Origin of the sequence: Anaeromusa sp., assembly GCF_028691475.1 — a bacterium.
Lineage (GTDB): Bacteria > Bacillota > Negativicutes > Anaeromusales > Anaeromusaceae > Anaeromusa.
Window position 1 is genome coordinate 1 of the sequence record NZ_JAQUZF010000039.1, and the last position, 21,348, is coordinate 21,348.

A 21,348-nucleotide genomic window follows, 5' to 3' on the forward strand; every position below is an offset into this window, starting at 1 on the left:
GCGAGGTAATATTCGCCTTAGCAAAGGCTTCTACCATGGCTTCGCCGATAGCTTCTTCCTTCTCCGTAGCAAATGCCATTAAGCAAGGACCAGCGCCGCTCAAAACAGCTCCTAAGGCGCCTTCACGGCGTGCTGCAGCCAAGACGCCCTCCATACCCGGAATCAAGGGCTGCCGGTAGGGCTGATGCAGACGATCGCCAAAGCCAAGTCCCAATGACTCAGCATCGCCGGCTACCAACTTGGCTACCAGCCAGGCGGCACGGGAAACATTATACACGGCATCTTGCAATGGAACCGTTTGCGGGAGCACTTCTCTTGCTTTTTTTGTCGCCAAATGGAAGTCAGGAATAGCCACAACCATGCGTATCGGAATTTCAATTGGCAACTGCTGCGTATACGGATTTTTCCCATCCATGATGCTAACGGTAACGCCGCCAAATAACGCCGGAGCGACATTATCAGGATGGCCTTCCATTTCCGTAGCCAAGGCCAGCAACTGCTGATCATTAAGCACAGAATTCTGCAGTAAAGCATTCGCCGCTGCCAAACCGCTGGCTATAGCCGCAGCGCTGCTGCCAAGGCCGCGAGACAAAGGAATGCGATTGGTCATCACGATTTCCAGAGCGGGAATGGGCTCTCCTGCCATAGAAAATACGCACTGTAGCGCTTTATAAAACAAATTATCTTTACCTTTGGAGATAAAAGCTTCCCCTTCACCTTGCACGCACATAACCAGGCCGCTTTGGCCATAATGCGCCTTCACGGTCACCTCATTGTACAAAGTACACGCCATACCCAGACAATCAAAGCCAGGTCCGCAGTTGGCCGTCGTCGCCGGAACCAACACACGTATGTATTTTTGCATGGATACTGCCTCCTTGCTCCACCGTTAAAATCCAACGGGGCTGCCGATTCGGCAGCCCCGCCTTACTTCGTTTAATCCATAGCTACGCGAATTACGCTGCGCACTTCGCTTACCACCGACATGCCGCGCATCGTGCTAAGCGCCAGTTGCACGCAAGAATCTGGCACTTCATACGTTATAACCGCCAATTCTGCGCAACCGTTAATTTTACGCTTCTGAATAACCGAATTCAAGCTAACCTGCTGGGCGCCAAAAGCGCCGGCAATGGCCGCCAATACCCCTGGCTGATCTTGAACTAACAGCCGGATAAAATAAGGCGCCTTTGTCTCACTGATAGGCTGAATGGGACGATCTTCAAAGCAAGTGCACAAAATGCGCCCGGAAGCGCCGCGATATAGATTCCGGGCTGCATCAATCACATCGCCTACCACCGCACTGGCTGTAGGCATCTCACCTGCGCCTCGCCCGTAGAACATGGCTTCGCCAACAGCGTCTCCGCGTACAAACACCGCATTGTACACGTCATTCACATTGGCTAAAGGATGACTGCTCGGCAAAAACGTAGGATGCACGCGCACGCTGATGCGCCCTTCTTCTTCGCGGGCAATCGCGAGCAGTTTAATAACATATCCCAGCTCAGAAGCATAGGCAATGTCTTCACTGGAGATATTGGTAATTCCTTCTACATAGACATCATCAAAGGTAACCCGGGCGTTAAAGGCAATGGAAGCAAGAATCGCAAGCTTACGCGCTGCATCAAGACCGCCTACGTCTGCCGTCGGGTCCGCTTCCGCATAGCCCTTGGCCTGGGCCTCGGCCAGCACATCCGCAAAATCTAGCCCTTCTTGGGTCATCTTGGTCAGCATATAGTTGGTCGTTCCGTTAACAATGCCCATCACTTCATAGATATGATTGCCTGCGAGACACTGCTTCAAGGGCCTAATGATCGGAATACCGCCGCCTACGCTGGCTTCAAACAAAAAGTCTACCTGCGCTTCCTCGGCAGCCGCAAAGAGTTCTTTACCATGTTGAGCCACTACGTCCTTATTGGCCGTCACAACATGCTTTCCGGCCTTCATAGCGCGTAGCATATAGTCTTTAGCCGGCTCTTCGCCGCCCATGACTTCAATGACAATATCAATCTCGGGATCGTTTAAAATGTCTTCCACTTTATCTGTAACTTGAACTGGCTGCGGCAAGGAGCGCTCTTTATGCACATCACGCACCAGCACGGTTTTTAAAACAATGGGTTTACCCACCTTATGCGCAATACTAGCGCCATTTTGACAAAGCACTTTGGCTACGCCGGTTCCAACCGTTCCTAGACCAAGCATGCCGACTTGAATACAATCTTTCATCTCACATTTCCTCCCTCGGTCCTGCCCGGCCGCTTTTTTCCTTAGCGTCTTTATCTCTTAGCTTCTCAAACCTGTCCTAAAATTTCGATGCGTTTTACGCCATCTACCATGCGCAATTTATCCATCAACGCCTCCAGATCAATCTTCAAATCCGCAGTTTCAATGGAAATGCTGGCATTAGCTACTCCCTGCAGCGGGATGCCCTGGTTGATCGTCAACACGCTGCCACGCTCTCCTGCTATGGTATTGAGCACACGGGACAGTACGCCTGATTTGTGATCCAAAAGCAGCGACAAAGTAATGATTTTCTCCTGGCTGGCTTCATAAAAAGGAAAAACATAATCTTTATACTTGTAATATGCGCTGCGGCTTAACTCCATTTTTTCCACCGCTTCATTGATCGTCCGCGCTTCGCCGCGTTTCAGCATATCCTTTACCTTAATGGTTTTCTTAATTGCCTCTGGTAAAATTTCTTCACGGACCAAATAAAAAACAGATTTTTGCTCTGCCAAAGCAAACCCCTCCATATCATTTTTAAAATATAAATATCTTTATATGGTAGACATTATACCATTGTCACCTTGAAAAAGACAAGTAAAATTCGTCGTTTATCGCACTATCCGCTGTATTTGTTACTACTTTTTCCGGCTCCTATCCATATCCAGTGTAATACAGGCAGTATTCTGAAAATATATTTTCTGCTTTTTAACAAAAATAACCGGAAACTGTCACCAAAACAGTTCCCGGTTGTTAATTGACTTTTCCCCTTACAGGCCAGCGAGCAATTCCTGTACTTTTTGTAAATATTCCGTTTGCGGCACCAGCAAAACCTGACCATCGCGACGGCATTTGATTTCCACCATACCTTCGGCTAACGCCTTCGGCCCAAGAGCAATACGTACCGGATAGCCAATCAGATCCGCGTCTTTAAATTTAACGCCTGGCCGTTCATTGCGATCATCAAGAAGCACATCAACCCCAGCCGCTTTCAACTCGCCGTAAATGCGCTCCGCCAGCTGCAGTTGCGCTTCATCTTTGGTATTGATCGGCACAACCGCTACCTGAAACGGCGCAATCGCCGCCGGCCAAATGATACCGTCAGCGTCATTGTGCTGCTCAATAGCAGCCGCCATGGTCCGGCTGACGCCAATGCCGTAGCAACCCATGACCATGGGTTTTTCTTTGCCGTTTTCATCCAGGAAAGTCGCCTTTAGCGCTTCACTATATTTAGTAAACAATTTAAATACCTGACCCACTTCAATGCCTCTGGCGGTCGCCAACGCACTGCCGCAACGCGGACAAGGCTCGCCGGCTTTTACCATGCGCAGATCCGCAATTTGATCCGGCTTGAAATCCCGCGAAGGCTCTACATGGAGCAAATGTTCATCAGGCTTATTAGCGCCGCACACAGCATCATGCAAATTCATAACACTGCTATCGGCAACAATTGTACATTTTCCGGCCAGTCCCACAGGACCCAAAAATCCAGCGACACTGCCCAGTTCCCGCTGAATATCCGCTTCATCCGCCAGTTCGATTTGAATGGCGCCCACCAAGTTTTGCACCTTCACGTCGTTAATTTCATGATCACCGCGCGCCAAGGCAACCACCAGCCCATGTTCCGTGCGAAAGGCAATGGATTTGATGGTCTGCTCTGCAGGGACTTTTAAAAAGGCTGTCACCTCTTCAATAGAGCGCTTGCCAGGCGTAGCCACCGGAGTCAGATCTTGCGAAGAGGGTTCCGTATTACTAGGCAGTACCTGACCTTCCGCCTTTTCCACATTGGCTGCGTATTCGCAATCAGGGCAGAAGACAATCGCCGCTTCGCCGGATTCAGCGATGACCATGAACTCATGCGTTCCGGTACCGCCAATAGCGCCGCCGTCCGCTTCTACCGCCCTGAACTTTAAGCCGCAGCGATTAAAAATGCGCGTATACGCATCATACATTTTGCGGTAGCTTACCTCTAAGCCAGCTTCGTCGCGATCAAAGGAATACAGGTCTTTCATAATGAATTCGCGTCCCCGCATCAAGCCAAAACGAGGCCGAATTTCATCACGATATTTGTTTTGGATCTGGTAGAGCATCAACGGAAGCTGACGATAGGAGCGCACTTCCGAACGCACCAGCGTTGTAATCATTTCCTCGTGCGTAGGCCCCAGGCAAAAATTACGGCCATGTCGATCCTGGAGGCGAAACATTTCGTCTCCGTACACATCCCAACGGCCAGTTTCCTGCCACAGCTCCGCCGGTTGGATGATCGGCATCAACAATTCCTGGCCGCCGGCCTCATCCATTTCTTCTCGAACAATGGCCTCTATCTTCTTTAAAACTCGCCAAGTAAGAGGCAAATAGTTATAAATACCGCCAGCCGCTTTCCGCAGCATACCGGCGCGCAGCATCAGCTGATGACTGACAACTTCAGCCTCCGCTGGAACTTCTCGCAACGTCGGGGCAAATAATTTGGATGCACGCATAATCAGGGTTCCTCCTTCAGCAATTGTTCCAATTCTTCTAAAAATGCTTTCATTAATTCTGCTTCCGCGACTTTGCGCACGATCACGCCTTTGCGGAAAATAAGACCTTCCCCTTTGCCGCCGGCAAGGCCGATATCCGCTTCGCGGGCTTCACCCGGCCCATTGACGGCGCAACCCATAACTGCCACTTTTAGCGGCTTTTTTACTTGTTTTAAATGCTCTTCGACGGTTTGCGCCAATTGTTCCAAGTCAATATTGCAGCGTCCGCAAGTCGGACAGGAAATGAGCGTAGGTCCATATTCTTTCATGCCAAGGGATTTCAAAATCTCATTGCCAACTTCCACTTCGCGCACCGGATCGCCGGTCAAGGAAATTCGGAAGGTATCGCCAATCCCCTCGGCCAGCAGAGCGCCAATGCCCACGGCGGACTTAATTACACCGGAGCGGATGGTTCCCGCCTCTGTAACCCCTAGGTGCAAGGGGTAGTTAACGGTCTGGCTCATTAAACGGTAAGCCGCCAAGGTAAGCGGTACATCATGGGCTTTTAAGGATATCTTTATATCGTAAAAGTCCAGCTCTTCCAACAAGCGAATGTGCTCCAGCGCACTTTCCACCATGCCTGCGGCGGTAACTTGGCCGCCATGCTTAGCCAAAATACGCTTATCCAAAGATCCTGCGTTCACGCCAATACGGATCGGCACTTGCCGTTCCTTGGCAGCGTCCACCACCATGCGTACATACTTGGCTTCGCCAATATTGCCGGGGTTGATCCGCAGCGCATCCACGCCGCTGTCCAAAGCCGCCAATGCCAAGCGATAATCAAAGTGAATATCGGCGATCAGCGGAACCTGCACTTGGCGCTTAATCTGCGCCAAGGCTTTAGCAGCCTCCCCATCAGGCACAGCCAGCCGCACCAAATCGCAGCCAACTGCCGTCAAACGGCTAATTTGTTCTACCGTTTCCGTCACTGCCTGCGTTTTAGTATTGGTCATGGACTGCACCGTGATTGGCGCTCCTGCGCCTACCGGGACCGTGCCAATCATCAAACGCCGGGTATCTCGTCGTTCATAGGTCAACGTCTGCATTTCAGCCATCTCCCTATTCGCCTCCTCTTTACTCTACCGTTTGACCACTGAGTCTCTAAAACAAATTCAACCTCAGCACATCCTTAAAGGTTGCAAACACCATAATCAGCAAGAGCAGTAACAAACCTGCCATCTGCACCATTTGCAAACGTTCTTTGCTGATCGGCCGCCCCCGGACCGCTTCAATGAGCAATGCCACTATATGACCGCCATCCAATACCGGGATGGGCAGTAAATTGATGATCCCCAAATTAATACTTAGCAAAGCGCCAAAGCCAAGCAGCTTCATCAGACCGTTTTGAGCCACTTCCCAGGCCATCTGAGCCACGCCGATCGGTCCCGCCACATCAGCGGCAGCTTGACCGGTAATCATTTTGGCCAAGCCTTTGACCATCATCGCCGCAACAGCCACCGTCTGTTGCACCGCTAGTCCGCACGACTCGACAATACCTGGTTGATAGTTTTCTAGTTTAGCCGCCACGCCAATAAGCACACGTCCATTGGCGCCGTCTTTTTCCGGGTAAACTTGTGTAGTTCGATGTTCCACAGCCCCTGAAGGCAAGGTCCGCTCATACTCGACGGCAAGCCCCTTGCCCTCAGTAACGGCGCCGACCTGCTGCAGCGTCTCCACCATCTGCTTCCAGGAAGCAATATCCTGACCTTGAATCCGGACAATCCGATCATTTTTTTCCAGGCCTGCCTGCGCAGCTGGATGCCCTGCCATAGCTTGGCCGACAATCGGCGCTTCCACCGGACGATCAATACCGGAAAAGACAAAAACCAACGTGAACAAAATGACCGGCAGCAGCAAATTCATAACCGAACCAGCCGCAATGACCAGCATTCGCGCCCAAACCGACTTAGCATAAAAAGCCCGCTTGCGGTACTCCTCTTCACTCATATCGCCCAGTTCATCGATTTCTTCATCTGGGTGCATGCCGGCGATATTGTTAAACCCGCCTAAAGGAATGACCCGCCAGGAATAGCGTGTTTCTCCCATCCGCCAACTGATTAGCTTGGGGCCAAAACCAATAGCAAATTCTTTAACCCACATACCGGTTAGTTTCGCCGTAATAAAATGTCCCCATTCATGAACCAAAATCAGCAAACCAAACAACAGAATGGTTGCCAATAGCGAACTTCCATGTCCTCCCAATCCGTTTCCCTCCTTAATTCGCCTGACTGCAGCAAACTGCTGCAGCTTGACGCGCCCAGTCGTTTGCCGCTAAAATGCTTGCCAATTCCGCCGCACTGCCTCCTTTATATTGAGACAGCACTTTTTGAACAATTTCCGTAATCTGCAAAAAGGAAATTTTCCCCTGCAAAAAAGCCTCTACCGCCACTTCGTTGGCGGCATTAAACACGCAAGGGTACGTTCCCCCGGCTCTGCCGACTTCAAAGGCAGTCGCCAAAAGCGGAAACGCTTGTACATCAGGCGGTTCAAAGGTCAGCGTGCGGATGGTCTTCCAATCTAAACGCTGCCACGAAGCTTCCAGACGCCGTGGATAAAACAAAGCATACTGTATCGGCAGACGCATATCAGGATAACCAATTTGAGCCAACACTGAGGAGTCGCTGAATTCTACCATGGAATGCACAATACTCTGTGGATGCACCACCACTTCAATCTGATCGTAAGACACATCAAAAAGCCAACGCGCCTCAATCACTTCCAGCCCTTTATTGGCTAGAGTCGCCGAATCCACGGTAATTTTGCGGCCCATAGACCAATTCGGATGCTGCAAACACTCCTGCAAGGTTACTTTTGCCAACTGCTCCCTGCTCCTTCCGCGGAAAGGGCCTCCTGAGGCAGTAATGAGGAGCTTGTGCACCTCTTTCGGCGACTCGCCATGCAGGCACTGAAACAAGGCGCTGTGCTCGCTATCGACAGGCAGAATGTCCACACCGTACTTTTTCGCTTCAGCCGTAACCAATTCCCCAGCCGCTACCAACGTTTCCTTATTGGCCAGGGCAATTTTTTTGCCAGCTTTAATGGCGGCTAAGGTTGGCTTTAACCCTGCAAAGCCGACAAGAGCCGTTACCACCGTATCAATTTCGTTTGATGCTGCCAGTTCTTCTATCGCTTTGTCACCGCTTAAAATGGTCGTAGGCCCCTCGTAGCGGGCTTTTAAACGCAATGCAGCATTTTCATCGCTTAGCACCGCATACGCCGGCCGAAATTTGCGAATCTGCTCTTCCAACAATTCATCGCGACTGTGAGCAGCCAATACGCTGATTTCACATTCTGCGGGATGTGCTGCGGCCACATCTAAAGTTTGGCAGCCAATCGAACCGGTACTTCCCAGTAAAGCAATCCGTTGTCGCATGTATATTCTCCTATCCTAAAAAAAACAAACTGCGAGCGCCAATATAAAAATACACGACCGGTACTACAAACAGCAAGCTGTCAATCCGGTCCAGCATGCCGCCATGCCCCGGCAGAATCGCCCCAGAGTCCTTAACGCCGGCATACCGTTTCAAACGAGACTCCACCAAATCGCCAACCGGAGCCGCCACGCCGATTAGGCAGCCCAATAACAGCGCTTGTTCTAATTGCAAGCCGACAAAGGCACTCCCCAACCAGCCAACAACCAGTAAGGTGCCCCCTAAACCGCCCAAAGCGCCTTCCACTGTTTTCCCGGGACTGATCTCAGGACACAGTTTTCGTCGGCCCCAACGGGAACCAATAAAATAAGCAAAAGTATCACTGGCCCAGGTGCCAATAAATGACAAATAGACATAGCCTGCGCATTGAGATAGAAAAGGCGCGGCCGGTAAAACTGCATTTTCAGGCAAATACATACGCAGTGCTACGAAAAAGGCAAGCAGCAACGGTACATACATGACGCCGAACACTGTCGCAAAGGCGTCTGCAGGCGAAAAACTCGCCGCTTGCACCACTAAACGCGCTCCATTCACCAAGAACAGCACTACCAAAAAGAACACCATTTCCTGCGAGTTTCCCAGCCAGACACATAGGGGCAACAGGAAGCTGTATAAAATCCCCAAGCTTTGCCATGGATGCAGTTCAATCTGTCGCAGCATGCGGCAGTATTCAAGCCAAGATACCAGGGCAGTCAGGGAAATTGCCAACCCAAAATACCAACCGCCTGCATACACAAGCCAAAGTACCAGCGGCAACCCGCAGACTGCCGTCAGTATCCGTTTTCCTAACACCATTGACCACCCATTTCTTACTTCTTAAGCCCTCCAAAACGCCGCTCTCGCTTTTGAAAGAAAGCAATAGCCTCCATTAAATGCTCCGGCGTAAAATCAGGCCAGTTTACATCGCAAAAATACAATTCCGTATAGGCAGTCTGCCAAAGCAAAAAATTACTTAGACGAACATCGCCACTGGTCCGGATCAAAAGGTCCGGATCCGGAAGTCCTTGAGTGTATAGAGCCGCCGCAAAGACGTCCTCATCGATTTCAGCGGCGCGCACTTCGCCATTTTCTACCGCGCGGGCCAACGCCTTTACCGCCTCTAGAATCTCCGCTCGGCCCCCGTAATTAATCGCCAAATTGACAACCAAGCCTGTATTATTCCTAGTTTGTTCCATAGCTTTAGTCAGCTTCAGTTGCAGCGCCGACGGCAAACCCGCTAAATCACCAAGATGGCGAAGCTGCACTTGGTTAGCATGCATAGCAGCCAACTTACTATCCAGGTATTCGGCAATGAGACGCATCAACAGCCCCACTTCTTCTTCAGGGCGCTTCCAATTTTCCGTCGAAAAAGCATACACAGTGAGAACTTCAATGCCGATATCGGATGCGGTTTGAATAATTTTTTGCAACGTTTCCGCGCCTGCTCGATGCCCAAAAGTGCGTAATAAGCCCCGTTCCTTAGCCCAACGTCCATTGCCATCCATAATGATGGCTACGTGACGCGGTACTTTTTCTTGGCACGATACGCCTGTTTTTGATTTTTCTGAGCCAGTCAGCCATTTCTTCCACATGTGGAACTCCTCCATCAGCCTGGATTCAAAAATTCAAAGGAAGACCCCCTCAGACAGAGGGGGTCCTGTGTCAATTTTTCCATAGCAGCCTGGAAACCAGTTTCCCGACAACAGTGCGGATGTTCATCACATTCCAAGCAGCCAATCTACAGCTCCAGAATTTCTTTTTCCTTGGACGCCATAACCTGGTCCACTTCTTTAATATACTTGTCTGTCAGTTTTTGTGTATCCTCTTGTGCTTTTTTTAGTTCGTCTTCAGAAATGGTTTTATCTTTTTCTAATTTTTTCATCGCGTCATTAGTATCACGGCGCAAATTGCGAATACCTACGCGGGTTTCTTCCGCTTTCTTATGCACTTGTTTTACCAATTCCGCACGACGCTCCTGGGTCAACTGCGGTAAAACAAGACGAATTGCGCTGCCGTCACTATTGGGGTTTAATCCCAGGTCCGACTTTAAAATCGCTTTTTCAATAGCGCCGACAAGGGTTTTCTCCCAAGGCTGAATCACAATCATCCGCGGCTCCGGCACGCTAATATTCGCCACCTGGTTAATAGCCGTAGGCGTTCCATAGTAATCAACCATGACTTTATCCAGTAAAGCAGGCGTAGCACGCCCTGCTCGCAACGAAGCCAGCTCTCGCCGCAATGCCTCGATGCTTTTTTTCATTTTCTCTTCATGGGCTGTATGAATATCTTTAACACTCACAATTCTTCCCTCCCACAACAGTACCTATATCATGACCAAGAGCTGCCTTTAAAATATTGCCAGGTTTATCCATGCTAAAAACAATAATAGGTATTTCGTTGTCCATGCACAAGCTTGTCGCTGTGGAGTCCATAACCGACAAGCGGCGTTTAAGAATTTCCAGGTATTCCAACTCTTTAAATTTCTTTGCATCCGGATTGCTGCGAGGGTCGGAGTCATATACGCCATCTGCATTGTTCTTCGCCATCAAAATAGCGTCTGCTTCCACTTCCGCCGCCCGCAGGGCAGCAGTTGTATCCGTAGAAAAGTACGGATTTCCAGTTCCAGCGGCAAAGATAACTACCCGGCCTTTTTCCAAATGGCGCACCGCCCGTCGGCGGATATACGGCTCTGCTACTTGACGCATTTCAATGGCCGTTTGCACACGCGTATCAACGCCTTCGCTTTCCAGCGCATCTTGCAAGGCCAAGGAATTAATGACGGTAGCCAACATCCCCATATAGTCGGCAGTCGCCCGATCCATTCCCTGCGCACTACCGCGCAAACCTCGCCAAATATTGCCTCCGCCTACTACAATAGCTACTTCCACTCCGGCCGCCCGCACTTCCTTGATTTCACGAGCAATGCCTTCCGCTACATCTGGATCAATTCCATAGCCTTTTCCACCTGCCAGAGCTTCTCCACTCAGCTTCAGGACCACTCTTTTGTATTTCGCAGTAGTCAAAATTACCCCTCCATATGCATTGTCTGTCTTTTCATTCTACAAGACCTCAGTAAAATCCTGCGCCTAATTTCTGTTTACAGGCGAAAAATAAGAGAACACCAAAAAGTGTTCTCTTATTTTCCACCTTCAAGCCGAGGATGTTATCCTTGTACTGCAGCCATAACTTCTGCTGCAAAATCATTTTCCTTTTTCTCAATGCCATCGCCCAACTGATAGCGAGTAAAGCGGCGAATGCTGATGTTTTCACCAATCTTGGCAATTTTTTCATTAATAAGTTGCGTAATGGTCACATCTGGATTTTTAATGAAAACCTGCTCCATCAAGCAAACTTCTTTATAATATTTTTCAATACGGCCAGTAATCATTTTTTCAACAATCGCTGCCGGCTTGCCTTCGTTTAACGCCTGTGCGCGAAGAATTTCTTTTTCATGCTCCAAGATTTCTTCTGGAACTTCTTCACGACGAACATACATCGGATTCGCAGCAGCAATTTGCATGGCAATATCCTTGGCTAAGCCATGGAAGTCATCGGTTTTAGCTACAAAGTCGGTTTCACAGTTTACTTCTACCATAACGCCAATACGTCCGGCGCCATGAATATAAGCTTCAACTAAACCTTCCGCTGCTATGCGGCCTGCTTTTTTCGCAGCAGCTGCCAACCCTTTTTCCCGCAAAAAGTCAACTGCTTTATCCATGTCACCGTCAACTTCACCAAGAGCTTTTTTACAGTCCATCATACCCGCTCCGGTACGTTCCCGAAGCTCTTTTACCATTGCAGCAGTTATCATCAGAACATCCTCCTGTCAATATTCGCATCTTTTATTGAGAAAGGTAAGGGGTAGCCCCTTACCTTTACTAGACATTATTCAGCGGCTTCGTCTACAGCAACTTCCGCATTTTCTTCATCATGCTGTTCACCTTGGCGACCTTCCAAAATAGCATCCGCCATCTTAGCCGTCAGCAGTTTAACCGCACGAATCGCGTCATCGTTGCCAGGAATTACATGATCAATTTCATCAGGATCGCAGTTTGTGTCGACAATCGCTACGATCGGAATTCCGAGATTGCGAGCTTCCGCAACTGCGATACGCTCTTTGCGAGGATCAATAATGAACAAGGCAGACGGAAGTTTGCGCATGTTCTTGATGCCGCCCAGGAATTTCTGCAAGCGATCCATTTCGTGACGCAACTGCAGAACTTCTTTCTTCGGCAGTACTTCGAATACGCCGTTTGTTTCCATTTCTTCCAGCTTACGCAGACGGTTAATCCGCGCTTGGATGGTTTTAAAATTGGTCATCATACCGCCCAGCCAACGCTCGTTGACAAAGAACATATTGCAGCGAGCCGCTTCTTCACGCACAGCGTCTTGGGCCTGCTTTTTCGTACCAACAAACAGCAAGGTGCCGCCGTCAGCAGCCAAATCACGTACAAAGTTATACGCCTCGTCTACTTTTTTAACGGTTTTCTGCAAGTCGATGATATAGATGCCATTGCGCTCCGTAAAAATATAAGGAGCCATTTTAGGGTTCCATCTCCGGGTCTGGTGACCAAAGTGCACCCCTGCTTCGAGAAGCTGTTTCATTGAAATTACTGCCATAATAAATTACCTCCTGTTAATTTCCTCCACGCTCCGCATTTTTCGTTTTCACCGCCCTTTTCAGTTCGGCACAGCCACGAAATTGGAGGTGTGTGGTTTTTATACAACACGAGAAATTATACCATGAATCCAGCAGACAAACAAGCTTTTTTAGCTATTTTCGCAAGCTCAAAAGCAAGTTCACTTCTGCTACGCCCAGTCCAGTCTGCTGCGCAATTTCTCCCATGGTCAAGCCGGAAGCGGCCAACTCATACACTTTTTCATAGCGTTCCCTGCCAGACGCCGTTTTTGAACGTACATTCTGTACGGGCCCATCTGCTTGCGCTTCTGACGGCGGCTGCAGATTCAACTCTTCTTGCAGCAAGGCCATCGCAAAATTAGGAGGCTGCTCTTCCGCTATTTCCGTTTTGCTTGGTTTTATTGTTGGCAAATCGGACCTTTCCCTAGTTGATTTTTGCAATGGTTCCATCCGTTGCGTCTGCTCTTCGCACCGCGCCAACAATGCTTCCAAGCGTATCGCTTCCTGCTCCATGCGCAACAAAATCTGTTCCGCTGTTTCCTTCAAGCGCCTTTCCATTTCTTGCCCTTGCTGCTGCAGCTGCAAATCTTGAACTTTTCGCAAATGGTCTTTGCGAATATAAAAAAGGATCCCGATGACACAAAGAAGAGTCAACGCGATCCAAGGCCAGTTTGTCATCACACTACATCCTCATGTTCGAATATCAATCTTATGCCCGCGCACCGGATCCGGCGGCGCTTCTTCCTCCGCGTCCTTCTTATCCTTAGTCTTCTTTTCGTCTTGCTCTTTGTGCTGTCCGGAACGTTCACGTTGTTCATCTTTAATGCGGGAGTGCTCGGTTTCTTCGCTATGCTGCACTTGGCCTTGGCGGATTTTAGTCAGTTCTTTCCACTCTTGGCCAGCTAGTTGCGGTTGCTGCAGATTTTGCTGCTCCTGGGCCTGCTGCATTTTTCCCGCTTCGCCAGCCCGAGGCAGCATCACCTGCAAGTCCATCGGTCTGATCAGCATCTTACTTCCCTTCCTTTACTTGTACGAACCTTTATGAATATCGCCGTCTTCCGCATAATACGAAACAAATTTTTCCGGCTCACGAATGAATTTAACCAGATTACCTAAGACAATCTTCACCCCTGGATAAACCGTGTCCATGACACGCACCCTGCCATTGCGCATTTCTTCCAACGAAAGTTCAATTTCCACCATACGTGCACGCATGCTTTCCACTTGGCCGGCCAATTGAAACTGGGCTTTCGTCATCTTCAGCATAATATCTCTTTTTTCCGGCGGCAACGAATTCAAGTCTCTCGAACGAAGCAGGGCTAAGGCTTTTTGCGTCTGATCCAAGCTCAGTTCCTGTTTGCGCAAATCACGTTTTAACGCTTGATGCTCTTCCCGTAACATGGGATTTACGCCTACTTCTACTTCTGTATTGGTCGCCATGTGCGTTCCCAGGCTTTTAGAACGAATTTCCTCACCTGCCGTGATCGTCCCGCCAATAACCATGCCGCGCTTGCCGTCAACAATAATGCGTTTACCGGCGCTAACCTTAGAGTGCAAAATGGCTTCACTGACAATAACTTCTTCGCCAGCCACCACCTGCGCGTTTTCTATGAACTTAGCCACTACATTCTTTTCCGCCAAAATGCGCCCTTTGTGCATGCCCTGCACACCCATTTTAATAAATACGTTCTGCCCTTCCACAACACCGCCGCATACAGAACCATGCACCTCGACATTTTCTCCTGCCTTGACACTAAAGCCCTCGGTAACCGAGCCGCGCACAATCACGCCGCCAACAAAATTCACATTACCCGTCGATAAATCCACATCGCCTTTGATTTCAATAATGGGTAAAACACTAATCTTCCGATTGGCGTAATTAAATTGACCGGAAACAGATGAGACAACAATCAGTTCATCTCGAATTTCAACATTCTTTCCAATCGGCAGAGGAATGTCCTTTCCCGGCCTAGGAAATACAGGATTTCCTAAGACGTCTTGCCCCTCTTCGCCAGGCGTAGCAGGCACTTTTTCCGCCAAAGCCTGTCCACTTTCTACCACGGTAAACAAATTCAAGTTTTTAAAATCAACACGGCCATCCTCTAGTTCCGCAGGACGTCCTGAATCATCGGTATTAACTAGAATATTAATTATCGCGTTTTTTCCATCCACCGCTTTTCTACCAGTAGCACAAACAACCGAGGCCCCAGGATGCTTGCATACCTTGGCAACCGCGCTTTCATCAATGCCGCTGACAATTCCCGCGGCATTTAACTTGGCGATTACGTCCTGCGGGTTTGCCTTGCGAAACTTCTCACCGGACTCAATTTCCAGCACAACTTCCATACGATCTTTAGAGACCATCCATTTGATTTCCGGCAAAGGCAATGACAGGCCAATCCGCACAGCCTTTCCGGTCTTTTCCGACAGACATTTTTGGATTTCCTCTGGATCGTATTCGCTCGCCTCGCTGGCAACCGTCTGCAGCACACCTTGCAATTCCGCCCTACAAGCTGCATCCACTGTCAAATAAGCGCCATCCGGGTGATGTTCCAAACGGAAACCCACTTCCTGCGGTTTTGTTGTCGAATCTTCCATGTCCGCCCCTCCGTTCCACCCTTAGAGCAAGCTTTCCCTTAATGACTGCAATACCCCTCGCAAGCGAAAAATTGCTTTCGTGTGAATTTGTGAAATACGAGCTTCAGATAGTTTTAAAATCAAGCTGATTTCCTTCAGCGTCAAACGATCATAATAATATAAGCTAACGACAATTTTTTCTTTTTCCGGCAATTTTTCAATCGCTTCGGCCAGCATTTGCTGCACTTCTTCGATCTCAATCCGCGCGGATAAATTATTTTCTTTTCCTTGCTTTTCCTGCTGCAACGCTTCTTCAAGAGGCAACAGCGTACTGACACTCAATTGCTGCAACAAAGTCTGCAATTGTGCAGCTGAAATGCCAAGTTCCTGCGCCACCTCTTCTTCGCTGGCATTTCGCCCTAAACGATGTTCCACTTGCTGCACCGCAAGCTCATACTGTCTTGCCTTGTGCCGCAATGTTGCCGGCGCCCAATCCTGCGCCCGCAACGCATCAAGTATAGCGCCGCGAATCCGCAAAGAAGCATAGGTTTCAAATTTAATGCCCCGCTGCATATCAAAACGTTCGATTGCATCCAACAAACCAAAAAAGCCATTACTAATCAAATCGTCTCTATCAACGTACGTAGGAAGGCTAATAGCTAAGCGCCCCGCAACCAAACGCACCAGAGGCAGGTAATGTTCAATGAGTTGGTCACGCAATACCGCTTGTCCGCTTGCTTTATATTGCTGCCATAGAGTATCCCATTGCGCCTGACTCTTTTGCTCTGTCGGCATTTCGCAGGCCCCCTCCCTTACCTCATTCCGCTTCAACTTTCCTTCGGTTGGCTGCTCCTCTGCACTAATGGCCTATTGCTATTTAGGTAAATTCTGCCATTCTTCCACTCCGAGAGGCTGAAAATTTTCCTGCGCTTCTTCCTGTCCTAGCTCTTCCTGGGATAATTGGGTTGATTGCGGCTTCAAAGGCAAAGCGTTTTTCACTTTCTCTTCTTGAAGCAAAAACCAGCGTTGCACGAGCATACAGTACACAATTGCCACCGCTCCGCCAACTACAGCCCCAATGATAGAACGAGAAAAAAGCGCTTCCAGACGAACGTGCTGCCACAAGCTGCTAAAACCGGATACCAACGCCCCTAGCACAGTCAATATAATAATAATCCAGATCCTTGGCATTCTCTCCGGCCTCCTGGCTACAATTCCTTTTGCCCCTTATCAATGGTTTTAATGTAATAAATACCATTTTCCAAATTCAGTTCCACCGTTCGCCCATAGTTGCCGCCTGTATCTTCTGCGAGCAATCGGACATCCATTTGCTTCAATTTAGCTTTGACGGCATCAGCATTTCGTTCGCCCACCCTCATAATATCCGTAGCATTAGCAAAAGCAAACATTTGGGCTCCGCCAGCAATTTTTGCCGTAATGCGGCCTTTTTGAGCGCCCAATTTCAACATGTCATCCAACATCAACGGCAACGCCGTATCGGCAAATTTAGCCGGGTTGTCCGAAGCTCTTGCCTGCTTACTATCCGGCAGCATGATATGAGCCAAGCCTCCAATTTTCGTGGCCGCATCAAAAAAAGCAATACCAATGCAGGAGCCCAAACCGTAGGTCACCAAGCTTGCCGGCGCCTTACCGACCTTGTAATCCGCCATACCTACTTTTATCAGCTCTCCCATTATTCTTTCACCCCTATCGCTGAAAGAATGATGCTTAGAGAGCCTGGATCGGGAATCAGGAAAAAGTGCCCTTTTACACCTTCCACTTCGCTGCTGAATTCTGTTTCGATTACAAGAGCATGGTCGCCCATTTGGCCTAATTGAATTAAAATCACACTTAAGATCGCACCTGCCATATCCATCGCCAAGGCTGGGATAGAAGGCAAGAGAGTTAAATTGGTAAAGAAAGACAATGCGTTCAGATACGCCCCCGCTAAAATATTGCCTATTTCCATCAAGGCGGACTCATCCATCGCCGACAAGGTTTCCGTATGTCCATATTCCCGGCCCATTAGCATGTCGACCAAGGCAAAGGCGCTCTCCCTTGGCAATAAAAACAGAATACTCCCTGGCGCCGGACCAAAAACGCGAAGGTAAACCCCTGCCACCATGACATCCGGCCCGCCAACTACATCCGGCACATCCGCCAAGGGCAAAATTGAAACCTGAGGTACAGACATATCAATTTTGCGTTGAATAATCTGTGATAAGGCAGTCGCAGAATTGCCTGCACCAACATTGCCAATTTCACGCAAAGCATCCAATTGCATGCCTGATAGGTTTAAGATATCATCTGTCAAGACATTCACCTCATCGTTTAGACTTTAGAACTTTCCTAACCGACTTTTATTTCCGTGCCCAAGCCCAAAGTATTTTCCAAATTTAACAAAATCAGCAACCGATCCTCTTCCTTGCCAACTCCATCCAGGAATTGCGCATCTACGCCGCCCATCATACCATCTGGCCGCTCAATTTGTTCCTTCACCAACGCAGTTACTTCCAAGACAGCGTCCACGATCATACCCACTACGATATCATCCAGTTTAACGATAATAATGCGCGTATCATCTGTATATTCCTGTTTGGGCAAATTGAGACGTTTTGTCAGATCGACTACAGGCATCACACTGCCCCGCAAGTTCATAACCCCTTTGATATAGTCCGGCGTTTGCGGCACACGAGTAATATCGGTAATACGTTTGATTTCCTGTACCTGCAGTATGCTAACGGCATAGTTTTCGGCCCCTAGCTTAAAAACAACTAATTGCATTTCCTCACCGGAAAATAATGCTTCATTCATGGCCTTCGCCTCCTCAAGACTGCAATAAGGACCCAATGTCCAAAATCAAAGCAACCTGACCGTTGCCCAGAATCGTCGCACCGGCAATCACCTTAATTCCGGCCAACAATTTACCCAGCGACTTAATTACGATTTCTTGCTGTCCTATCAGATTGTCAACAATGATCCCTGCCTTGAACTCTCCCATATGCACAATAACGACAAACAACTCACCGGAATCCTCGCTCGCGATCCGGGGAATCTGCAAAACATCCCCTAAGCGGATGATTGGAATAATTTGACCGCGCAATAAAATAACTTCGCGATTTTGGATGGTCTTGATGTCGCTTGGCTCCAGATTAATCGTACTATCAATAGAGCCTAAGGGAATCGCATAAATCTCCTTTGCCACCTCTACAAGCAAGGCTTGAATAATGGCCAGCGTCAAGGGCAAACGAATTTTGAATTTGCTTCCTTCATTGATCTTTGTTTCCACGTCCACCATGCCGCCGAGAGATTCGATCTTATTTTTAACGGCATCCATACCTACGCCGCGGCCGGAAACGTCGGTAACCACTTCGGCCGTAGAAAATCCCGGCAGGAAGACTAACCGCACGGCCTCGTTAGCATCCATCTTATCGGCTTCCGCCTGCGTGATTAAGCCTTTTTCCAAAGCCTTTTGCTTGATCACTTCAGCATTGATCCCTTTGCCGTCATCTTCTACCAAAATCACTACATTGTTGCCTTCATGGCTGGCAATGAGGCGAACTTCCCCTACGGGATTCTTTCCTTTCGCCACACGCTCATCCGGATGCTCAATCCCATGGTCAATAGAATTACGCAACAAATGGACCAACGGATCGCCGATTTCATCAATAACCGTACGGTCCAGTTCGGTCTCTTCCCCTTGGATAATTAAGTTAATTTCTTTGTTAAGTTCCCTCGATAAATCGCGAACCATACGGGGGAAACGATTAAACACTTGACCCACTGGAACCATCCGAACTTTCATAACGACATTTTGCAAATCCGTCGTAACTCGGTCCATTTGTTCAATGGTTTCCACCAAATCCGTCAGCCGATGCGTAATACCGATCTGCTCCAACCTGGTTTTATTAATAACCAATTCTCCCACCAGATTCAGCAGAGAATCCAACTTGTCAATATCCACGCGTACAGACTGGCTGCCTCGATTGTTTTTCTTTTCTCCCTGCGCTGCTGCTTTAGACGGTTCCGTCGCCTTTTTCTCCGTTGGAGTTACAACAGGAGCTGCGGCAGTGGTGACCGCTGCCGCTACAGTTTCATTTTTAGAAGCCTTAGGCTCCTTTTCCACCAAGTCAATCGGTAGCACTGTCACTTTTTCCACTTCGGAAATGCTCAATAACGCTTGTTCCACTTTAACTGCTTCTCCATCGCTAAGCAATAACACTTGAAACGAGCGTTCAAATTTTTCTTTTTCCAATTCATCCACAGTAGGAATACTGCGTAAGACATCACCTAGTTCATCAAGAGCGCTCATAGACATATAAGCTCGTGCCGACTTTAACAGGCAGGTTTCACTAAGCTGAACTTCAATTTGATAAGCCTGCACACCTTGAGAACGGGCTTCAATAATAACATTTTCTTCTGCTTCATTCAGCGCAAATAAATACTGTTCCTTTTCGTTTTCCGGCGCTGCCTCTGGTGGTGCAGCTTTTTGAACCGGCGCTGGCGCTTTCGCTGTTTCCGCCTTGGCAGCAGCAGGCGCTTCTCCTTTGGCAATAGAAGAAAGCATCTGCAACAACGGCTGAATATCGATCGTTTCGTTGCTGCCGGCAGCTACATTCTCAACAAGCTGCTCCAGCGTATCCACACAGCGGAAGATCGTATCAATCAGTTCGTGCGAAGCCGACAACTGCTCCTTACGCATTAAATCAAGCACATTTTCCATTTCATGGGTTAATTCAGCAATGGTCGTAAACCCCATTGTAGCCGACATGCCCTTTAGCGTATGAGCGCTACGAAAAATTTCATCTAAAACGGATAAATTCGACGGATCGTTTTCCAAGTCCAGCAGGCATTGATTGAGTGCTTGCAGGTGCTCGCGTGATTCTTCCAGGAACATTCCCATGTACTGATTAATATCCATCTTCCCCTGCACCTCCACTGTTATAAACTAACCGCTTTTATAATTTCAGCAGCAACCGCTTGCAATGGCACCACTCGATCTACAACGCCAAGCTCAATCGCCGATTTTGGCATGCCAAACACTACCGATGTCGATTGATCTTCTGCAATTGTAAAGCCATGGTTCTCTTTGATTTTTTTCATTCCCTGCGCCCCATCATGGCCCATACCGGTTAGCAAAACAGCCACCGTTTGCTTTCCGTACGTCTGCGCCACCGAATCAAACATCGGATCAACGGCGGGACGATGTCCGCCGATAAGCGGATCCTGAGTTAAACGTAAAATCTTCTGCCCCCCGTTTCGTTCCACCCGCATATGGTGATCGCCAGGAGCAATATAGACCCACCCAGGGCGAATCGGTTCGTTCGGTTCCGCCTCCTTCACCTGCACGTCGGACAACGAATTTAAGCGCTCCGCCAAGGAGCGAGTAAACCCCGGGGGCATATGCTGTACGATAAGCACCCCGCAGGGAAGATTTTTAGGCAGCCTTGTAATGATTTCCTGCAGGGCCCTCGGGCCGCCTGTCGAAGTTCCAATCGCAATAATCTTGTCGGTTCCTTGAACGCCGCCGCCAAAAGGAAGCACGCTTCGCTGCGTAATCGGCGCTGTTTGGGGCCGAGTCAAACGCCGCACATTCACACGTACAGCCTCTCTAGCCTTAGCCAAAATTTCCTGGCGAATATCTTGAATGCTCGAAATAGGACCATTTGTTTTCGCAATAAAATCAACCGCACCTAAATCCAGGGCGCGCATGGTCGCATCCGCACCGGCTTTAGTCAAGCTGCTGACCATCATTACCGGAGTCGGTGTTTCTTGCATAATCAGCCGCAAAGCTTCCAGGCCGTCCATAATGGGCATTTCCACATCCAACGTGACCAAATCCGGCTGCAGCAGCTTCGTCTTTTCCACTGCTTCTTTACCATTTCGCGCCGTGTCCACTACAACAAAATCTTTTTCGCCAGTAAATAAATCGCTCAATAGCTTACGCATAAATGCAGAATCATCAACAATCAATATTCGAATC

23 protein-coding genes are annotated in these 21,348 nt (G+C 48.8%); all 23 read right to left on the reverse strand.

Annotated features, from left to right (window positions below; all coding sequences use genetic code 11):
• Positions 1–865 (reverse strand): homoserine kinase (gene thrB / locus PHF27_RS07100; RefSeq protein ID WP_300067703.1); only part of this gene is annotated, 865 nt, incomplete at its 3' end.
• A gap of 71 nt (positions 866–936) precedes the next feature.
• Positions 937–2,223: a homoserine dehydrogenase gene (locus PHF27_RS07105; protein ID WP_300067706.1), complete on the reverse strand. Its 1,287-nt coding sequence runs from the start codon at positions 2,221–2,223 to the stop codon at positions 937–939.
• A 65-nt stretch (positions 2,224–2,288) separates the two neighbouring features.
• Positions 2,289–2,735 (reverse strand): ACT domain-containing protein, encoded by a 447-nt coding sequence (locus PHF27_RS07110; RefSeq protein ID WP_018704314.1) that lies wholly within the window; start codon positions 2,733–2,735, stop codon positions 2,289–2,291.
• A 255-nt stretch (positions 2,736–2,990) separates the two neighbouring features.
• The gene (locus PHF27_RS07115; RefSeq protein ID WP_300067711.1) at positions 2,991–4,700 is read right to left on the reverse strand and encodes a proline--tRNA ligase; all 1,710 of its coding nucleotides are present in this window, start codon (positions 4,698–4,700) and stop codon (positions 2,991–2,993) included.
• Between the two features lie 2 nt (positions 4,701–4,702).
• Positions 4,703–5,794: a flavodoxin-dependent (E)-4-hydroxy-3-methylbut-2-enyl-diphosphate synthase gene (gene ispG / locus PHF27_RS07120; protein WP_300067714.1), complete on the reverse strand. Its 1,092-nt coding sequence runs from the start codon at positions 5,792–5,794 to the stop codon at positions 4,703–4,705.
• A 46-nt stretch (positions 5,795–5,840) separates the two neighbouring features.
• On the reverse strand, positions 5,841–6,941 hold the full coding sequence (rseP, locus tag PHF27_RS07125; protein WP_300067717.1) for an RIP metalloprotease RseP: 1,101 nt from the start codon (positions 6,939–6,941) through the stop codon (positions 5,841–5,843).
• Positions 6,942–6,954: 13 nt separating this feature from the next.
• Positions 6,955–8,112: a 1-deoxy-D-xylulose-5-phosphate reductoisomerase gene (locus tag PHF27_RS07130; RefSeq protein WP_300067720.1), complete on the reverse strand. Its 1,158-nt coding sequence runs from the start codon at positions 8,110–8,112 to the stop codon at positions 6,955–6,957.
• A gap of 10 nt (positions 8,113–8,122) precedes the next feature.
• The gene (locus PHF27_RS07135; protein ID WP_300067723.1) at positions 8,123–8,965 is read right to left on the reverse strand and encodes a phosphatidate cytidylyltransferase; all 843 of its coding nucleotides are present in this window, start codon (positions 8,963–8,965) and stop codon (positions 8,123–8,125) included.
• Positions 8,966–8,979: 14 nt separating this feature from the next.
• Positions 8,980–9,741 (reverse strand): isoprenyl transferase, encoded by a 762-nt coding sequence (locus PHF27_RS07140; RefSeq protein ID WP_300067726.1) that lies wholly within the window; start codon positions 9,739–9,741, stop codon positions 8,980–8,982.
• A gap of 146 nt (positions 9,742–9,887) precedes the next feature.
• On the reverse strand, positions 9,888–10,409 hold the full coding sequence (gene frr / locus PHF27_RS07145) for a ribosome recycling factor (RefSeq protein WP_300067771.1): 522 nt from the start codon (positions 10,407–10,409) through the stop codon (positions 9,888–9,890).
• Between the two features lie 28 nt (positions 10,410–10,437).
• On the reverse strand, positions 10,438–11,172 hold the full coding sequence (gene pyrH / locus PHF27_RS07150; protein ID WP_300067729.1) for a UMP kinase: 735 nt from the start codon (positions 11,170–11,172) through the stop codon (positions 10,438–10,440).
• 140 nt (positions 11,173–11,312) lie between these two features.
• Positions 11,313–11,960, reverse strand: a complete 648-nt coding sequence (tsf, locus tag PHF27_RS07155) for a translation elongation factor Ts (protein WP_300067732.1) — start codon at positions 11,958–11,960, stop codon at positions 11,313–11,315.
• 74 nt (positions 11,961–12,034) lie between these two features.
• The gene (gene rpsB, locus PHF27_RS07160) at positions 12,035–12,769 is read right to left on the reverse strand and encodes a 30S ribosomal protein S2 (RefSeq protein ID WP_300067735.1); all 735 of its coding nucleotides are present in this window, start codon (positions 12,767–12,769) and stop codon (positions 12,035–12,037) included.
• Positions 12,770–12,923: 154 nt separating this feature from the next.
• The gene (locus PHF27_RS07165) at positions 12,924–13,469 is read right to left on the reverse strand and encodes a hypothetical protein (RefSeq protein WP_300067738.1); all 546 of its coding nucleotides are present in this window, start codon (positions 13,467–13,469) and stop codon (positions 12,924–12,926) included.
• Positions 13,470–13,478: 9 nt separating this feature from the next.
• Positions 13,479–13,796: a hypothetical protein gene (locus tag PHF27_RS07170; protein WP_300067741.1), complete on the reverse strand. Its 318-nt coding sequence runs from the start codon at positions 13,794–13,796 to the stop codon at positions 13,479–13,481.
• A gap of 15 nt (positions 13,797–13,811) precedes the next feature.
• The gene (locus PHF27_RS07175; protein ID WP_300067744.1) at positions 13,812–15,386 is read right to left on the reverse strand and encodes a FapA family protein; all 1,575 of its coding nucleotides are present in this window, start codon (positions 15,384–15,386) and stop codon (positions 13,812–13,814) included.
• Between the two features lie 21 nt (positions 15,387–15,407).
• Positions 15,408–16,160, reverse strand: coding sequence for a FliA/WhiG family RNA polymerase sigma factor (locus PHF27_RS07180; RefSeq protein WP_300067747.1), 753 nt, complete (start codon positions 16,158–16,160; stop codon positions 15,408–15,410).
• A gap of 78 nt (positions 16,161–16,238) precedes the next feature.
• The gene (locus PHF27_RS07185) at positions 16,239–16,556 is read right to left on the reverse strand and encodes a hypothetical protein (RefSeq protein WP_300067749.1); all 318 of its coding nucleotides are present in this window, start codon (positions 16,554–16,556) and stop codon (positions 16,239–16,241) included.
• A gap of 17 nt (positions 16,557–16,573) precedes the next feature.
• Positions 16,574–17,059, reverse strand: coding sequence for a chemotaxis protein CheD (locus PHF27_RS07190; protein WP_300067753.1), 486 nt, complete (start codon positions 17,057–17,059; stop codon positions 16,574–16,576).
• Positions 17,059–17,679 (reverse strand): chemotaxis protein CheC, encoded by a 621-nt coding sequence (locus tag PHF27_RS07195; protein WP_018704297.1) that lies wholly within the window; start codon positions 17,677–17,679, stop codon positions 17,059–17,061. Before PHF27_RS07195 ends, PHF27_RS07190 begins: the two co-directional genes overlap by 1 nt.
• A 35-nt stretch (positions 17,680–17,714) precedes the next feature.
• Positions 17,715–18,179: a chemotaxis protein CheW gene (locus tag PHF27_RS07200; protein WP_300067758.1), complete on the reverse strand. Its 465-nt coding sequence runs from the start codon at positions 18,177–18,179 to the stop codon at positions 17,715–17,717.
• A 13-nt stretch (positions 18,180–18,192) separates the two neighbouring features.
• Positions 18,193–20,286: a chemotaxis protein CheA gene (locus PHF27_RS07205; protein WP_300067761.1), complete on the reverse strand. Its 2,094-nt coding sequence runs from the start codon at positions 20,284–20,286 to the stop codon at positions 18,193–18,195.
• 20 nt (positions 20,287–20,306) lie between these two features.
• The gene (locus PHF27_RS07210) at positions 20,307–21,347 is read right to left on the reverse strand and encodes a chemotaxis response regulator protein-glutamate methylesterase (RefSeq protein ID WP_300067766.1); all 1,041 of its coding nucleotides are present in this window, start codon (positions 21,345–21,347) and stop codon (positions 20,307–20,309) included.
• Position 21,348 lies beyond the last annotated feature (1 nt).

What these genes read in the sequence shown, in the direction of transcription:
- tsf (WP_300067732.1), bottom strand. Translation starts at nt 11,960, where the DNA reads ATGATAACTGCTGCAATGGTAAAAGAGCTTCGGGAACGTACCGGAGCG.
- PHF27_RS07185 (WP_300067749.1), bottom strand. Translation starts at nt 16,556, where the DNA reads ATGCCAAGGATCTGGATTATTATTATATTGACTGTGCTAGGGGCGTTG.
- ispG (WP_300067714.1), bottom strand. Translation starts at nt 5,794, where the DNA reads ATGGCTGAAATGCAGACGTTGACCTATGAACGACGAGATACCCGGCGT.
- PHF27_RS07170 (WP_300067741.1), bottom strand. Translation starts at nt 13,796, where the DNA reads ATGCTGATCAGACCGATGGACTTGCAGGTGATGCTGCCTCGGGCTGGC.
- PHF27_RS07140 (WP_300067726.1), bottom strand. Translation starts at nt 9,741, where the DNA reads ATGTGGAAGAAATGGCTGACTGGCTCAGAAAAATCAAAAACAGGCGTA.
- PHF27_RS07130 (WP_300067720.1), bottom strand. Translation starts at nt 8,112, where the DNA reads ATGCGACAACGGATTGCTTTACTGGGAAGTACCGGTTCGATTGGCTGC.
- rpsB (WP_300067735.1), bottom strand. Translation starts at nt 12,769, where the DNA reads ATGGCAGTAATTTCAATGAAACAGCTTCTCGAAGCAGGGGTGCACTTT.
- PHF27_RS07175 (WP_300067744.1), bottom strand. Translation starts at nt 15,386, where the DNA reads ATGGAAGATTCGACAACAAAACCGCAGGAAGTGGGTTTCCGTTTGGAA.
- frr (WP_300067771.1), bottom strand. Translation starts at nt 10,409, where the DNA reads ATGAAAAAAAGCATCGAGGCATTGCGGCGAGAGCTGGCTTCGTTGCGA.
- PHF27_RS07135 (WP_300067723.1), bottom strand. Translation starts at nt 8,965, where the DNA reads ATGGTGTTAGGAAAACGGATACTGACGGCAGTCTGCGGGTTGCCGCTG.
- PHF27_RS07200 (WP_300067758.1), bottom strand. Translation starts at nt 18,179, where the DNA reads ATGAATGAAGCATTATTTTCCGGTGAGGAAATGCAATTAGTTGTTTTT.
- PHF27_RS07105 (WP_300067706.1), bottom strand. Translation starts at nt 2,223, where the DNA reads ATGAAAGATTGTATTCAAGTCGGCATGCTTGGTCTAGGAACGGTTGGA.
- PHF27_RS07205 (WP_300067761.1), bottom strand. Translation starts at nt 20,286, where the DNA reads ATGGATATTAATCAGTACATGGGAATGTTCCTGGAAGAATCACGCGAG.
- PHF27_RS07190 (WP_300067753.1), bottom strand. Translation starts at nt 17,059, where the DNA reads ATGGGAGAGCTGATAAAAGTAGGTATGGCGGATTACAAGGTCGGTAAG.
- PHF27_RS07180 (WP_300067747.1), bottom strand. Translation starts at nt 16,160, where the DNA reads ATGCCGACAGAGCAAAAGAGTCAGGCGCAATGGGATACTCTATGGCAG.
- PHF27_RS07115 (WP_300067711.1), bottom strand. Translation starts at nt 4,700, where the DNA reads ATGCGTGCATCCAAATTATTTGCCCCGACGTTGCGAGAAGTTCCAGCG.